Consider the following 14,820-nt stretch of genomic DNA (forward strand, 5'->3'; position numbering starts at 1 on the left):
ATGCAGATGAATACGGCCAGAGCGGCTGGTGCATTCGTGAACGGGGAAAATGCACGACAGGCACTTCCGCAAGAAGGGGTGCGAGAGGCGGCGGGAGTTCCATCCGACATGAAACATGACGCGCTTTTCGAACGGGTCAGTGCGCGCCTGAAGGCGCAGGTCGGTCCGGACGTCTTCGCGAGCTGGTTCGGTCGCCTCAAGATCCATTCGGTTTCCAAGAGCGTCGTGCGCCTTTCGGTGCCCACGACCTTCCTGAAGTCCTGGATCAACAACCGTTACCTCGACCTCATCACCAATCTCTTCCAGCAGGAGGATGCTGAAATCCTCAAGGTGGAAATCCTGGTGCGCACCGCCACCCGCGGCGTCCGCGCCGGCATGGCCGAGGAAACGGCCGTTGCTGAGCAGCCCGCCCCGCAGGCGCAGCAGCGCCGCCCGGCCGGCGGCCCGCAGCCGGTGGCCAATGTCGTCGCATCGGTAGCCGCCACGGCCCAGCCGCGCGCGCCGCAGTCCGGCCCGCTCTTCGGCTCGCCACTCGACCAGCGCTACACGTTCGACGCCTTCGTCGAAGGCACATCGAACCGCGTCGCCCTTGCCGCTGCCCGCACCATCGCGGAAGCCGGCGCCGGCGCCGTGCGCTTCAACCCGCTCTTCATCCATTCCAGTGTCGGCCTCGGCAAGACGCATCTCCTGCAGGCGATCGCGCTCGGCGCGCTCTCCAGCGCCCGCAATCCGCGCGTCGTCTACCTGACGGCCGAATATTTCATGTGGCGCTTCGCCACCGCGATCCGCGACAACGATGCGCTCTCCCTCAAGGAGACACTGCGCAACATCGATCTGCTGATCATCGACGACATGCAGTTCCTGCAGGGTAACTCGATCCAGAACGAGTTCTGCCACCTGCTCAACATGTTGCTCGATTCCGCCAAGCAGGTCGTGGTCGCCGCCGACCGCGCGCCCTGGGAACTGGAATCGCTCGATCCGCGCGTGCGTTCCCGCCTTCAGGGTGGCGTCGCCATCGAGATGGAAGCGCCGGACTACGAGATGCGCCTTGAAATCCTCAAGCGCCGCCTCGCCGTGGCGCAGCAGGAGGACGGCTCGCTCGATATCCCGGTCGATATCCTCAGCCACGTCGCCCGCAACATCACGGCCAGCGGCCGCGAGCTTGAAGGCGCGTTCAACCAGCTCCTCTTCCGCCGCTCCTTCGAGCCGAACCTGACGATCGAGCGCGTCGACGAACTGCTCGGCCATCTGGTCGCCGCCGGCGAGCCGCGCCGCGTGCGCATCGAGGACATCCAGCGCGTTGTCGCCAAGCACTACAACGTCTCGCGCCAGGAGCTGGTCTCGAACCGCCGCACGCGCGTCATCGTCAAACCGCGCCAGATCGCCATGTATCTCTCGAAGACGCTGACGCCACGCTCCTTCCCGGAGATCGGCCGCCGCTTCGGCGGGCGCGACCACACGACCGTGCTGCATGCCGTGCGCAAGATCGAGGAACTGATCTCGGGCGACACCAAGCTCAGCCATGAGATCGAGCTTCTGAAGCGCCTGATCAACGAATAGGCCGTCGGCCTTTCCAACGAGCGCCGTGCCGTCCCCGAGACGGCACGGCGTTTTGCCGTTCAAGGGGGGGGGCTACCGGCATGAGACTGCTCGTCACCTATATGGAACTGTGCACCCCACCGGCGAACCGGCCGGCGCTGACCGTTCCCTCCGCCGGCCTGTCCATTCAGCCGGAACGTCTCTCCGTGGTGGATTATGTCGCGCTCTACCGCGCGGTCGGCAAGCCGCTCGACTGGGATTCCCGCCTGCGCTTGCCGCAGCCGGCGCTGTCTGCCTTCCTGTCCGCCCCTTCGACGACGATCGTCGTGCTGCGCGAGGCGGGGGAGGCGATCGGCCTCTGCGAGTTCGATGCCGTCGATACGCCCGATATCGAACTCACCCATTTCGGCCTCGTCCCGGCCGCCTATGGCCGGCGACTCGGGCCTTTCCTGCTGGACACGGCCCTGCGGGCCGTCTGGAGCGGGACGACGCGACGGCTCTGGCTGCATACGGATACGAAGGACCACGCCAAGGCGCAGGCGACCTATGCCCGGGCGGGCTTCACGGTCTTCAAGGAGCAGGTCGAGGAATTTCCGGACTGAGCCATCAGGCTTGCCCCCATCGACGCGCGTCTTCTGAGGGTGTTTTCAGACAAGCGTGCGCGGTGGATGCCGGAAGGCATCAAATGCGCGAGCCAAACGGGCGGAGCGCTTGCATGAAGCGGAAGCGCTTTAGCAGGCAAGGTCCGCGACGACGGCGTCGAGGATCAGCATGCCGGCCGGCGTGCAGCGCAGCCGCGAATTGCCGAGCCGTTCGATGAAGCCGTGATCGATGAGGAACTGTTCGCGGTCCGGGTCGAGGTCGCGGCCGGAAAGGTTTTGCCAGCGGGCAAGGTCCACGCCCTCCTTCAGCCGCAGGCCCATCAGCAGAAGCTCGTCCGCCTGCGCCTCGTATTCCAGCACTTCCTGATCGACCATGCCATGGCCTTCGGCCTCGACAAGCGACAGCCAGCCCTCGGGTTTCCGCTCCGTCGCGGTCGCGATCTTCGCGCCACCGGTCGTCAGCCGGCCATGAGCGCCGGGGCCGATGCCGACATAGTCGCCATACCGCCAGTAGGTGAGGTTGTGGCGGCTTTCAGAACCCGGCCGGGCGTGGTTGGAGACCTCGTAGGCCGGCATGCCCTCGCGCTCGGTGATCTCCTGCGTCGCCTCGTAGAGTACGGCGGATTGTTCGCCGTCGGGCACGACGAGCTTGCCGGCCTTGTGCAGGCCGTAGAAGGGCGTGCCTTCCTCGATGGTGAGCTGGTAGAGCGAGAGGTGGTCGACCGCGTAGGACACGGCCTCCTTCAGCTCCCGGTCCCATTCCTCCACCGTCTGGTTCGGGCGGGCATAGATCAGGTCGAAGGACATGCGCGGGAAGATGTCGCGGGCAAGGCGGATCGCCTTCAGCGCGTCGGCGACGTCATGCAGCCGTCCGAGGAATTTGAGGTCCCGGTCGTTCAGCGCCTGCACGCCGAGCGAGACGCGGTTGACGCCGGCGGCGCGGTAGCCGCGAAAACGCTCGGCCTCCACGCTGGAGGGGTTCGCCTCCATGGTGATCTCGATACCATCGGGCACATGCCAGTGGCGGGCGATGCCGTTCAGGATCGCATCCACCGTCTCCGGCGCCATCAGCGAGGGCGTGCCGCCGCCCATGAAGATGCTGGTGACGGAGCGCGAGCCGGTCAGCCGGCGCATCGTCGCCATTTCCTTCAGGAAAGCCTGCACGAAGCGCGGCTGGTCCACCGGCTGGTGGCGTACATGGCTGTTGAAGTCGCAATAGGGGCATTTGGCGGCACAGAACGGCCAGTGCACATAGATGCCGAAGCCAGGATCGGAAAGGTCCGCTCCCATGCTCGGCCGGATATCGAAGGGCACTGCCGTCATGACGTCTCAGGCCTTCAGGCAGGTTTCGACGAAGATCTTGAAGGCGCGGGCGCGGTGCGAGAGGGCGGTGGCGTCACCGGGCTTCCAGCCGTGCTTTTCCTCTGCGCTCATCTCGCCGAAGGTCGTCTCATAGCCTTCCGGCTGGAAGACGGGATCGTAACCGAAGCCCTTGTCGCCGCGCGGCGGCCAGACCACATGGCCTTCCACCTCGCCGCGGAAAAGCTCCACATGGCCGTCCGGCCAGGCAAGGCAGAGCACGGAGACGAAGCGTGCGGTGCGATCCTTCGCGTCCGTCGCGCCTTTTTCGGCCAGAGCCTTCTCGACCTTCTCCATGGCCATGGCAAAGTCGCGCGTGCCGTCTTCCTTCTCCGCCCAGTTGGCGGTGTAGACGCCCGGTGCGCCGTCGAGCGCATCGATGACGAGGCCGGAATCGTCCGAAAGCGCCGGCAGGCCGGAGGCCTTCGCCGAGGCGAGCGCCTTGATCGTCGCGTTTTCCTCGAAGGTCGTGCCCGTCTCGTCCGGTTCCTCGAATTTCAGCTCGGCGGCCGATTTGGCGGAAAAGCCGAAGGGGCCGATCAGGTCCTCGATCTCGCGGATCTTTCCGGCATTGTGGCTGGCGACGACGATCGTCTTGGTATCGAGCTTGCGCATAAGGGTTCCTAAGCGATGTTCCAGAGACCGGGCTCTGCACATTCGAGACTGTTGCCGGCGGGGTCGCGGAAATAGATGGAGCGGGCGCCGTTCGGCCAGCGAAAATCCGCTTCGATGGCGATGCCGGCTTCTTCCAGCTTTTTCACCCAGAAATCAAGCGCGGGGCCGGGAATGCGGAAACAGGCGTGGCCGGGGCCGCGGGTGCCATGCACCGGCACGGGAAAGGCCTGCGGCGGCGGGGGCATCGCGGTCTCCTTCGCATTGAAGATCAGGAGAACGCCGGGGCCGCAGCGAAAGAAGACGTGGCGGTTGCCGTGCCGCGTGATTTTTTCGAGGCCGAGAATGCCACCATAAAAGGCTTCCGCCGCGTCGAGGTCGTCCGCATAGAGCGCGGTTTCGAGAATGCCTTCGATCGCGGCGGTCATGACGATGCCCTTCTCAGGCGATGGCCTGCTTCTGCAGGGCGACGAGGTCGGTAATGCCGGCGCGGGCGAGCGCCATCAGGCTGGAGAATTCCTCCTCCGTGAACGGCTTGCCTTCCGCAGTGCCCTGGATTTCGACGATGCCGCCCGAGCCGGTCATGACGAAATTGGCGTCGGTCTCGGCGGCGGAGTCTTCAAGATAGTCGAGGTCGATCACCGACTGGGCGGCGAAGATGCCGCAGGAAATGGCGGCGACATGGTCCTTCAGGACCTTCTCCACCTTGATCATGTTGCGCGCTTCCATCCACTTCAGGCAGTCGTGCAGGGCGATCCATGCGCCGGTGATGGAGGCGGTGCGCGTGCCGCCATCGGCCTGAATGACGTCGCAGTCGACGGTGATCTGGCGCTCGCCGAGCGCTTCGAGGTCGACGATGGCGCGCAGCGAGCGGCCGATGAGACGCTGGATTTCCTGCGTGCGGCCGCCCTGCTTGCCGGCGGCGGCTTCACGCTTCATGCGGTCGCCGGTGGCGCGCGGCAGCATGCCGTATTCGGCCGTCACCCAGCCCTTACCGCTGTTGCGCAGCCACGGCGGCGTCTTGTCCTCAAGGCTTGCCGTCACCAGAACGTGCGTATCGCCGAACTTGACGAGACAGGACCCCTCGGCATGCTTGGAAACGTTGCGCTCGAAGGAAACCTTGCGCATCTGATCGGTTTTTCTGCCGGACGGCCGCATTGCGAACTCCTGTCTGAGATATGTGTGAGGCTGCTTTAGACCACTTCGCCGGGCGAGGGAATGCCGCAGGCCGGGGACCGAGGAAAATCCGTTTTGCGCCGGCCGGCGAAATCACTATATTCCGGGCGGACAACAGGGTTGCAGTTCAAAGATGGTTTTGAGATCTCCGGGACCTGACATTCAGGCGGCGCTCGACGAGCGTTCGGGCGAAATTTTCCGCCGTATCGTCGAGACCTATCTGGAAAACGGCGAGCCGCTCGGCTCGCGCAACCTGTCGCGCATCCTGCCCATGTCGCTTTCGCCCGCCTCCGTGCGCAATGTGATGAGCGACCTTGAGGAACTCGGCCTTATCTATTCGCCGCATGTCAGCGCCGGCCGCCTGCCGACGCAGCTCGGCCTGCGCTTCTTCGTCGATGCCTTCATGCAGGTCGGCAACATCTCCGCCGAGGACCGCGCCTCCATCGAGCGCCATGTACGCCCGCACGGCCAGAAGCACACGGCCGTCGAGACCATGATGAACGAGGCGAGCCAGGCGCTGTCAGGCATGTCGCGCGGCGCGGGTCTCGTCATCACCACCAAGAACGACGCCGTGCTGAAACACGTCGAGTTCATCCGGCTGGAGCCGACCAAGGCGCTGGTCGTGCTCGTCGGCGACCACGATCAGGTGGAGAACCGCATCATCGAGCTGCCGGCCGGTGTCACCGGCTCGCAGCTTACCGAGGCGGCCAATTTCCTCAACGCGCATCTCTCGGGCAACACGCTGCTGGAGGCGCGCTCGCAGCTTGAGCGCCTGCGCGGCGAGATCAGCAGCGAGCTCGACAAACTGTCGCAGGACCTCGTGGAGCGCGGCCTTGCCGTCTGGTCGGGCGGCTTCGAGGAGGCAAAGCCGACGCGGCTCATCGTGCGCGGCCGGGCAAACCTTCTCGAAGGCCTTGCCGGCGCCGACGATATCGACCGCCTGCGCATGCTCTTCGACGATCTGGAGCGCAAGGACAGCCTGATCGAACTGCTGAATCTCGCGGAAACCGGGCCGGGCGTGCGCATCTTCATCGGCTCGGAAAACAAGCTCTTCTCGCTCTCCGGCTCCTCGCTCATCGTCGCGCCCTACCGGGACGGCGACGACAAGATCGTCGGCGCGGTCGGCGTCATCGGGCCGACGCGGCTCAACTATTCCCGTATCGTGCCCATGGTGGACTATACGGCCCAGCTCATGTCGCGGCTTTCGCGCTGAACCGGCTTTCCGGCCCGCAGGCCTTGATTTTTCAGGCCCAAAGCTCGATATCGGGCGCAACCCCTTAGAAATGCAATTCGGAGACCGTCATGACCGACGAGAACAAGAAACACGGACCTGACGAAGCGGTGGAAAACAACTTTGCCGCTGAAGCTGACGTGACCGCCGAGGCCGAGACGCCCGCCGAGCCCGACCCTGTCGATGTGCTGCGTGCGGAAAACGCCGACCTTCGCGACAAATACCTGCGCCTTGCCGCCGAGATGGACAATCTGCGCCGCCGCACCGAACGCGACGTGAAGGACGCCAAGTCCTATTCCGTCGCCGGTTTCGCCCGCGACATGCTGGCCGTGTCGGACAACCTGCGCCGCGCGCTGGATGCCATTCCGGCCGATGCCCGTGAGGGCGGCGATGCCGGCCTCAATGCGCTGGCGGAAGGCGTCGAGATGACCGAGCGCTCCATGCTGGCTGCGCTCGAGCGCCACGGCGTTCGCAAGCTCGATCCGATCGGCGAAAAGTTCGACCCGAACTTCCATCAGGCCATGTTCGAGGTGCCGAACCCCGAGATCGCCAGCAACACGGTCGTGCAGGTCGTGCAGGCCGGCTTCGTCATCGGCGAGCGCGTGCTGCGCCCGGCCATGGTCGGCGTCTCCAAGGGTGGCCCGAAGGCCCCTGCCGGTGAGGCGAGCGCCGCACAGGCCTGACAGGCTTTTCCTTCGACAATCGAAACGCCCGCATCAGCAATGGTGCGGGCGTTTTTCTTGCGCCGTTTTCGGTGGCCAGAAAAAACGAAAACCGCCGCAGGACGCTGGTCCGCGGCGGCTTCGCAAGCAATCGATATCTGGCGGCTTTACGCCGCGTTGGACGCCTGTTCCTCGCTGAGGCAGGCGTAGATGGCGCTCTCGGTGTCGGAGGCGCGCAGCTTTGCGACCATTGCGGGGTCGCGCAGCACGCGGGCGATCCGCGAAAGCGCCTTCAGGTGGTCCGCGCCGGCGCCTTCCGGCGCAAGCAGCAGGAAGACGAGGTCGACCGGCTGGTCGTCCAGCGCCTCGAAGTCCACGGGCGTTTCGAGCCTCGCGAAGAGGCCGGTAATCTGCGAAAGCGCCTTCAGCTTGCCGTGCGGAATGGCGATGCCATTGCCAACGCCGGTCGAGCCAAGCCGCTCCCGCTGAAGGATGACGTCGAAGATCTCGCGTTCGGGAAGCCCGGTGATCTTGGCCGCTTTTGCCGCCAGCTCCTGAAGCAGTTGCTTCTTGGAATTGGCCTTCATCGCCGGAATAATCGCACTCTGCTGCAGTAGACCTGCCAATGCCATGCTCTTGTCCTCGTGCGCTGGGTGAAGGGTTTGAAGAAGCGTGGCGCCCGTCCCGGCGCCACGCTCCCGTCACTCAGCCTTTGATATTGGCTGCATCGATCCAGCCAATATTTCCGTCGTTGCGTCGGTAGACGATATTGAGCTGCTCCGACCCGGCGCTGCGGAAGAGAAGAACCGGCTCGTCCGTCATGTCGAGCGCCATGACGGCGCTTGCGACGGACAGGGTCCGCAGTTTCTTCGTGCTTTCCGCGACGATGGTCGGCGCGTAGTCCTCGGGAAGCTCTTCGTCTTCGTCGGGGACCGAATCCATCACCGTGTAGGCCACTTCCGCAAAGGCGTCGTGACCGTTGCCATTGTGGTGTGCCTTGAGTTTGCGCTTGTACCGGCGAAGGCGCTTTTCGATCCGCTCCGAGGCTGCCTGGAAGGCCGCCAGCGGATCGTTCGCCTCGCCATTGGCCTGCAAGGCCGTTCCCGTATCAAGGTGAAGCTTGCAGTCCGCACTGTACCGCGATCCCGCTTTTTCCACGGTGACCTGGCTCGAATATCCTCCGTCGAAATATTTGGTTACGGCTTCTCCGACCTGCTCTTCAATCCGCTGGCGGAAGCTGTCGCCGATTTCCATATGTTTACCGGACACACGCACACTCATGGAGGTTACCTCTCTTTCATGATTTGCGCGCACCAGTCTATTCCAACCTCATCTGCGTTCCAAGCTTTTCACGCATGCGCTGTTTGCTGCATCGCACGCTCAAGAAAAGCGGGGATATGTTTTGGAAGTCCGGTATGCCTTTCCTTCGAAAGTGGGGCGCGCATTAGCCCTTCCAGCCGGTGGAGTCAATCGGCCGATTCAGCTATCGTTAACTTCTGGCAGCCTGAAACGGCGCTTATCCCGGCTTTGTTTCAGCCGCCGGACGCCTTGGCGAGCGCGCGCTTTTCGCGCCTGCGCTGCACGGAGGAGGGGATGTTCATCGCCTCGCGGTACTTGGCCACCGTCCGGCGGGCCAGCTCCACGCCGCCTTTGTGCAGCGCATCAACGATATCGTCGTCGGAAAGCACCGCCTCCGGCGTCTCCTGCGCGATCATCGTGCGAATCCGGTGGCGCACGCTCTCGGCCGAATGGGAATCGCCGCCCTCCGCCGAGCCGATGGAGACGGTGAAGAAATATTTCAGTTCGAACAGGCCGCGCGGCGTCAGCATGTACTTGTTCGAGGTGACGCGGCTCACCGTCGATTCGTGCATGCCGATCGCCTCGGCCACGGTCTTGAGGTTCAACGGGCGCAGGTGGTCGACGCCGTGCATCAGGAAGCCGTCCTGCTGGCGCACGATCTCGTTTGCCACCTTCATGATGGTGCGGGCGCGCTGGTCGAGGCTGCGCGTCAGCCAGTTGGCCGTCTGCAGGCATTCGTTGAGGAAGGCGTAGTCCGCGCTGTCGCGGCTCGTGCGGCTGGAGACCGCGGCATGGTAGTCGCGGTTGACGAGGACGCGCGGCAGGGTGTCGGGGTTGAGTTCCACATGCCAGGAGCCGTCCGGCGCGGCGCGCACGACGATGTCGGGCACCACGGCCTCCGAGGCGCTGGTCTCGTAGCGCGTGCCGGGCTTCGGGTCGAGCTTGCGGATTTCCGCCAGCATGTCGAGCAGGTCTTCCTCGTTCACGCCGCACAGCTTCTTCAGCGTCGCGAAGTCGCGCCGGGCGAGCAGCTCGAGATTGTCGACCAGCACGGCCATGGCCGGGTCCAGCCGGTCGAGGGCGCGGAGCTGGATGGCGAGGCATTCGCTGAGCGTGCGGGCGAAGACGCCGGGCGGGTCCAGCTCCTGAAGGCGGGCAAGCACGCGCTCGATATTGGCGACGGGCTTGCCGAGCTTCAGCGCCGTCTCGGCGGTGCTGCCCTGGAGGTAGCCGGCCTCGTCGAGCTGGTCGACGAGGTGCTGGGCGATCAGCCGGTCGATGGCGTCCGTGAGCACGAAGGGGATCTGCTCGTTCAGCACGTCGCGCAGCGTCTTGCGGCTCGCCACGAAGTCGTCGAGGTCGTAGCCCTCGCCATCCTCGCTGCCGCCGGGCATGGATTTCCACTGGCCGAGGAGCTCCGGCGCATCCGCCGCACGCGGGCCGGTGTCGTCGGGAAAGACATTGTCCAGCCCGCCGTCGAGCGTTTCCGGCGCGCTGCCGGCGCTGCCCGTCGTGGCATTGTCGTAGAGGTCCGGCTGAAAGCTGTCCTCGCCGCCGGCATTTTCGGCATGGGAGGGCTCGTCGCCGGTGAAGGGATCATCCGCGCCGCGACCGTCCTCGCCGGCGGCGATCTCGAGCAGCGGGTTCTTCTCGACTTCCTGCTCGATGAATTGCGTCAGCTCCACATGCGTCATCTGCAGGAGCTGGATCGACTGCATGAGCTGCGGCGTCATGACCAGCGACTGGTTCTGGCGCAGGAAAAGGCTGGCGGCGAGGGCCATGCGGACGCTCTGTTCTCCCGGAAAGCGGCCTCCGGCCATCGTGGCCGGGACGGCAAAATCCAACTGGCCCGAAAATTGCGTTTTTACGGGGTTTGGTCAAGCCGTGGCCGGGAACGTGGTGAAGATCGGCTAGAGGCTGAAATTGTCGCCGAGATAGAGCCGGCGCACGTCGGCATTGTTGACGATGTCGTTCGCCCGGCCATGGGTCAGCACCTCGCCGGCATGGATGATATAGGCGCGGTCGATGAGGCCGAGCGTCTCGCGAACGTTGTGGTCGGTGATGAGAACGCCGATGCCGCGCGAGGTGAGGTGGCGCACCAGCGCCTGGATGTCGGCAACCGAGATGGGGTCGACGCCCGCGAAGGGTTCGTCCAGCAGCATGAAGGTCGGGTCGGTGGCAAGCGCCCGGGCGATTTCGAGGCGGCGGCGCTCGCCGCCCGAAAGGGCGACGGCCGGCGACTTGCGCAGATGCGCGATGGAGAATTCGGCGAGCAGGCTGTCGAGCTTCTCCTCGCGCCGCGCCTTGTCCTTGTCGTGGACTTCCAGCACGGCGCGGATGTTCTCTTCCACCGTCAGGCCGCGGAAGATCGAGGCTTCCTGCGGCAGATAGCCGACGCCGAGCCGGGCGCGGCGATACATCGGCATGGTGGTGACGTCGTGTCCGTTGATCTCGATGGAGCCCTCGTCGACGGGCACGAGACCGGTGATCATGTAGAAACAGGTCGTCTTGCCGGCGCCGTTCGGGCCGAGCAGGCCCACGGCCTCGCCGCGCCTGACGACCAGCGACACGCCGTTGACGACCCGGCGGTCGCGATAGGTCTTCGTCAGCCCGCGGGCGATCAGCGTGCCTTCATAGCGCGACAGGTCGCTGTTGCGCTGCGGCTCCGGCGCGGCCTTCTTCTGGCGGCGCGTCAGTCGGGTGAGCAGGGAGGAAGACACGTGGCGCTATATCAGTTCGTTTGCTTGCGGGATTTCGGATCGAGCTGGATCATGACGCGCCCGCCGCAGGCGTCGAGCTTGGCTTCGCCGGTCTTCATGGCCACGGTGAGCTGGCAGCCGACGAAGACGTTCTCGCCCTCCGACAGCACGACCTTGTCGCCCTTGAGCAGCAGCGTCTCGTTGACCATGTTGAAGGTGCCGGTGTCGGCCGTCGCTTCCTGGCTCTGCGACTTCAGGTAGACCTTGTCGAAGACGTCGATCGTCTCGATATCCGCGTCGCCGCCGGAGATCGAGCCGGCGCCGCCCGACTTGTAATGCACGACCATGCGGCCGGCCTGCAGCGTCGTGGTGCCCTGCACGACCTTCACATTGCCCGTGAACTCGGCCTTGCTCTCCTGGTCGCGGATCTCGAGCTTGTCGCTCTGGATCTGGATCGGCTGGTCGTTCGACAGCTTCATGCCCTTCATGTTGCTCGACGTCTGCTGGGCGCCGGCGGAACCGGCGGCAAGCACGAGGCCGGCGGCAAGAGCAAAAAGGCTGGCGGCCCGAAGGGGGGCGGAGAAACTGGCGGACATGGGGCTCTTACTTTTCCCGGTTGCGGATGGCGGCAGGATCGACGTCGACGACGACCTTGCCATCGAAGACGATGACCCGGCCTTTATCCGTCATTCGCAGCGACTGCGCAACAATGGATGCGGAGGGCGCGCGGATTGAAACCGGCTCCGTCGTCGACATGGTTCCGCCGCTGACGTCGAGGTTGGCGGAACGGAAGGCGGCGGTCAGGCCGTTGTTGAGATTGATGGTGAAGGGCGCGGTCATGTCGAGCAGGTTCTTGCCGCGGTCGTAGACGCCCGTTTCGGCGAGCACTTCGGCGGTCGTCTTCTCGTCGACCGGCATTTTCGCCGTGATGTTCTCGAGCGTGATGACGTCGGGCTGCTTCATGTCCTGCAGCGCCCGCTCGGCCTTCATCGAATAGCTGATGCCGTCGTCGTTGCGCCCGGCGATGGCCGGATAGCGCATGACGAGCTTGCCGTCCTCGATGGTCGCGCTCTCGACCTGGAGATTGGACGGAATGTAGGTGCGCACGATCGAGACGACCGCGAAGACCGCGCCGATGAGGAGGGCGGCGACCGGCAGGGCAATCTTCAGGAGGCGCACGCGCCGGGAATGCCGCGTGGCGAGGCGGTAAGCCTCGGCGGTTCCGCCCATGCCCTGCGCACCCGTCGGTGCTTCTGCCACGTTGTCCAGCATCCTGCCTGCTTGAATATCCGTTCTGGTCGTCGCCGCCAAAGGGCCGCAACCATAACGGGCCTGATATGGCGATTATTCCTGAACAAACAATGGATGTCCAAGAAAGTTCGGCGACGAATTGCCATTTGCGCCGGGAATGCCATATCGATAGGGCCTTCCGCAAGCCACCTTGAGAGGCGGCAGCCAGCATCGAGGATACGACATGGACCAATCCGCCATCGCCGACCGCCGGCAACTGCGCCGCAAGCTCACCTTCTGGCGGGTCGCGGCCGTGCTGATCGCGCTCGCCGCGGTCTTTGCGGTGGTCGCCTGGCGCTGGCCGGGCGATACGCAGGACCACATCGCCCGCGTCAGCATTTCCGGCGTTATCCAGGACGACCGGGAGCTTCTGGCGCGCCTCGACGCCATTGCCGAAAACGAGCGGGCCAAGGCGCTCGTCGTGACGATCGCTTCGCCCGGCGGCACGACCTATGGCGGCGAGGTCATCTTCAAGGCGCTGCGCAAGGTGGCGGAAAAGAAGCCGGTCGTTTCGGATGTGCGCACGCTGGCGGCCTCGGCCGGCTATATGGTCGCCACGGCCGGCGACACGATCATCGCCGGCGAAAGCTCGATCACCGGTTCCATCGGCGTGCTCTTCCAGTATCCGCAGATGAAGGAGCTGATGGACAAGATCGGCGTCTCGCTGGAGGAGATCAAGTCCGCGCCGCTGAAGGCCGAGCCTTCGCCCTTCCATCCGGCGAGCGAGGAGGCCAAGGCGATGGTCCGCGCCATGGTGATGGACAGCTACGACTGGTTCGTCGATCTCGTCGCCGAACGCCGCAAGCTGCCGCGCGCCGAGGTGCTGCGCCTTGCCGACGGCAGCATCTTCACCGGCCGGCAGGCGCTGGCCGCAAAGCTGGTCGACACGCTCGGCGGGCCGGAGGCGATCCGCGCCTATCTCGACACCCGCAAGGTGCCGAAGGACCTTCCCTTCGTCGATTACGAGGCGCCGCGCCGCTCGGCCATCCCCTTCCTCGGCGGCAGCATCCGCGAGCTTGCCCGCTCCGTGCTCGGGCTGCCGGTCGACCTGCAGCCGACGATTGAAAAGCTGACCGGCGAGAAGTTGTTTCTTGACGGTCTTGTTTCGGTTTGGCAGGTTGATCGCGATTGAAAAACAAGAATTTTTGAGGGGGATACAGTGATCAAGTCGGAACTGGTGCAGATCGTCGCAGCCCGCAATCCCCACCTCTATCACCGCGACGTCGAGAACATCGTCAATGCGGTGCTGGACGAGATCACCGATGCGCTGGCCGCCGGCAATCGTGTCGAGCTGCGCGGCTTCGGCGCCTTTTCCGTCAAGAACCGTCCCTCGCGCTCCGGCCGCAACCCGCGCACGGGCGATGCGGTCTTCGTCGAGGAGAAGTGGGTTCCGTTCTTCAAGACAGGCAAGGAGCTGCGCGAACGCCTCAACCCCGGTCAGGCCGACCAGGACGATTGAGGCTTCGCCGCTGCCGACAAGGTGACGTTATGATCAAGAGAATAGTCAACGTCGTCATCCTCATCCCGGTCGCCATCGTGCTGATCGTGCTGTCGGTGGCGAACCGTCAACCGGTGACGCTGGCGTTCAACCCGTTCCGGCCGGAAGACAGCATGCTCTCCGTCACCGCGCCCTTCTTCGTCTATCTCTTCCTCGCGACGATCCTCGGCCTCGTGCTCGGCGCGCTCATCACCTGGTTCGCGCAGGGTAAGTACCGCAAGCGCGCGCGCCTCGAGGCAAGCGAGGCGGTGAAATGGCACACGGAGGCCGACAAGCACCGCGGCCGCGCCGAAGCTCTCGCCTCTCAGGCCGTGGTGCCCGTTTCCGGAAAGTGATCAGGCGGCCCCGCCGTTCAGCTTCGCGCCGAGATCGGCAAAGAACTGCGTCGCCAGCTTCTTCGACGTCGAATCGATGAGGCGCGAGCCGAGCTGGGCGAGCTTGCCGCCGATCTGTGCCTTCACGTCGTAGGCAAGGATCGTCTCGCCGCCGTCTTCGGTGAGGCGCACATCCGCGCCGCCCTTCGCAAAACCGGCAATGCCGCCCTTGCCCTCGCCGGAGATGGTGTAGCTTTCCGGCGGGTTGAGGTTGGAGAGTGTCACTTCGCCGCTGAAGCTGGCCGAGACGGGGCCGATCTTGATCTTCACCGTGGCTTCCAGCTCGGTCGGCGATTTCATGGTCAGCGACTGACAGCCCGGAATGCAGGCCTTCAGGACCTCCGGATCGTTGAGCGCCGCCCAGACGGCTTCGCGCGGGGCGGCAATGCGTTCTTCGCCGGACATGTCCATGGTCGATCCTCCTCCCGGAATGGTTCGGAATTTATCGCAATCGGAAAGCGCTTTGCCAAGTGGGGGAG

The 14,820-nt window shown here is 64.8% G+C and carries 18 protein-coding genes; 7 read left to right on the forward strand and 11 right to left on the reverse strand.

Annotated features, from left to right (window positions below; translation table 11 throughout):
* Positions 1–108 precede the first annotated feature (108 nt).
* Positions 109–1,560, forward strand: coding sequence for a chromosomal replication initiator protein DnaA (gene dnaA, locus K8M09_RS00005; RefSeq protein ID WP_206366680.1), 1,452 nt, complete (start codon positions 109–111; stop codon positions 1,558–1,560).
* Positions 1,561–1,640: 80 nt separating this feature from the next.
* Complete coding sequence (locus K8M09_RS00010) at positions 1,641–2,141, forward strand: GNAT family N-acetyltransferase (RefSeq protein ID WP_160786642.1); 501 nt, start codon at positions 1,641–1,643, stop codon at positions 2,139–2,141.
* Between the two features lie 129 nt (positions 2,142–2,270).
* Here K8M09_RS00010 and hemW read toward each other — a convergent pair whose 3' ends face one another.
* From hemW to rph, 4 genes are read right to left on the reverse strand one after another with little or no spacing between them, the layout of a single operon-like run.
* Positions 2,271–3,464, reverse strand: a complete 1,194-nt coding sequence (gene hemW / locus K8M09_RS00015) for a radical SAM family heme chaperone HemW (protein ID WP_160786641.1) — start codon at positions 3,462–3,464, stop codon at positions 2,271–2,273.
* Between the two features lie 6 nt (positions 3,465–3,470).
* Complete coding sequence (gene rdgB / locus K8M09_RS00020; protein WP_160786640.1) at positions 3,471–4,115, reverse strand: RdgB/HAM1 family non-canonical purine NTP pyrophosphatase; 645 nt, start codon at positions 4,113–4,115, stop codon at positions 3,471–3,473.
* Between the two features lie 8 nt (positions 4,116–4,123).
* Positions 4,124–4,540 carry a VOC family protein gene (locus K8M09_RS00025; protein ID WP_160786639.1) on the reverse strand — a complete coding sequence of 139 codons (417 nt, stop codon included), beginning with the start codon at positions 4,538–4,540 and terminating at the stop codon, positions 4,124–4,126.
* A gap of 13 nt (positions 4,541–4,553) precedes the next feature.
* Entirely contained in the window at positions 4,554–5,270 is a 717-nt protein-coding gene (gene rph, locus K8M09_RS00030; protein ID WP_160786638.1) for a ribonuclease PH, read from the reverse strand.
* Positions 5,271–5,421: 151 nt separating this feature from the next.
* Here rph and hrcA point away from each other — a divergent pair, with 151 nt between their 5' ends.
* Both hrcA and grpE read left to right on the forward strand, forming a co-directional pair.
* The gene (gene hrcA / locus K8M09_RS00035) at positions 5,422–6,501 is read left to right on the forward strand and encodes a heat-inducible transcriptional repressor HrcA (protein ID WP_160786637.1); all 1,080 of its coding nucleotides are present in this window, start codon (positions 5,422–5,424) and stop codon (positions 6,499–6,501) included.
* Between the two features lie 89 nt (positions 6,502–6,590).
* Positions 6,591–7,202 carry a nucleotide exchange factor GrpE gene (gene grpE / locus K8M09_RS00040; protein WP_160786636.1) on the forward strand — a complete coding sequence of 204 codons (612 nt, stop codon included), beginning with the start codon at positions 6,591–6,593 and terminating at the stop codon, positions 7,200–7,202.
* Positions 7,203–7,348: 146 nt separating this feature from the next.
* On the opposite strand, the gene ptsN is transcribed toward grpE, so the two are convergent.
* The 6 genes from ptsN to lptC form a co-directional block, all read right to left on the reverse strand.
* Complete coding sequence (gene ptsN, locus K8M09_RS00045) at positions 7,349–7,813, reverse strand: PTS IIA-like nitrogen regulatory protein PtsN (RefSeq protein ID WP_160786635.1); 465 nt, start codon at positions 7,811–7,813, stop codon at positions 7,349–7,351.
* A 73-nt stretch (positions 7,814–7,886) separates the two neighbouring features.
* Positions 7,887–8,462 (reverse strand): ribosome hibernation-promoting factor, HPF/YfiA family, encoded by a 576-nt coding sequence (gene hpf / locus K8M09_RS00050; protein ID WP_160786634.1) that lies wholly within the window; start codon positions 8,460–8,462, stop codon positions 7,887–7,889.
* Between the two features lie 251 nt (positions 8,463–8,713).
* The gene (gene rpoN / locus K8M09_RS00055) at positions 8,714–10,261 is read right to left on the reverse strand and encodes an RNA polymerase factor sigma-54 (RefSeq protein WP_160786633.1); all 1,548 of its coding nucleotides are present in this window, start codon (positions 10,259–10,261) and stop codon (positions 8,714–8,716) included.
* A gap of 129 nt (positions 10,262–10,390) precedes the next feature.
* Positions 10,391–11,188 carry an LPS export ABC transporter ATP-binding protein gene (gene lptB, locus K8M09_RS00060; protein WP_380734963.1) on the reverse strand — a complete coding sequence of 266 codons (798 nt, stop codon included), beginning with the start codon at positions 11,186–11,188 and terminating at the stop codon, positions 10,391–10,393.
* Positions 11,189–11,211: 23 nt separating this feature from the next.
* Positions 11,212–11,775, reverse strand: a complete 564-nt coding sequence (locus K8M09_RS00065) for an LptA/OstA family protein (protein WP_160786632.1) — start codon at positions 11,773–11,775, stop codon at positions 11,212–11,214.
* 7 nt (positions 11,776–11,782) lie between these two features.
* Positions 11,783–12,448 (reverse strand): LPS export ABC transporter periplasmic protein LptC, encoded by a 666-nt coding sequence (lptC, locus tag K8M09_RS00070; RefSeq protein WP_380734965.1) that lies wholly within the window; start codon positions 12,446–12,448, stop codon positions 11,783–11,785.
* Positions 12,449–12,653: 205 nt separating this feature from the next.
* On the opposite strand from lptC, the gene sppA reads away from it, so the two are divergent.
* The 3 genes from sppA to K8M09_RS00085 are packed head-to-tail and all read left to right on the forward strand — an operon-like array spanning position 12,654 to position 14,302.
* On the forward strand, positions 12,654–13,601 hold the full coding sequence (gene sppA, locus K8M09_RS00075; protein WP_160786630.1) for a signal peptide peptidase SppA: 948 nt from the start codon (positions 12,654–12,656) through the stop codon (positions 13,599–13,601).
* Positions 13,602–13,628: 27 nt separating this feature from the next.
* On the forward strand, positions 13,629–13,928 hold the full coding sequence (locus K8M09_RS00080; RefSeq protein WP_117367685.1) for an integration host factor subunit beta: 300 nt from the start codon (positions 13,629–13,631) through the stop codon (positions 13,926–13,928).
* A 29-nt stretch (positions 13,929–13,957) separates the two neighbouring features.
* The gene (locus tag K8M09_RS00085; RefSeq protein WP_160786629.1) at positions 13,958–14,302 is read left to right on the forward strand and encodes a lipopolysaccharide assembly protein LapA domain-containing protein; all 345 of its coding nucleotides are present in this window, start codon (positions 13,958–13,960) and stop codon (positions 14,300–14,302) included.
* Here K8M09_RS00085 and K8M09_RS00090 read toward each other — a convergent pair whose 3' ends face one another.
* Entirely contained in the window at positions 14,303–14,752 is a 450-nt protein-coding gene (locus K8M09_RS00090) for an SRPBCC family protein (protein WP_160786628.1), read from the reverse strand. It lies immediately after the preceding gene.
* Positions 14,753–14,820: the final 68 nt, after the last annotated feature.

This window comes from Shinella zoogloeoides, from assembly GCF_020883495.1.
GTDB lineage: Bacteria > Pseudomonadota > Alphaproteobacteria > Rhizobiales > Rhizobiaceae > Shinella > Shinella zoogloeoides.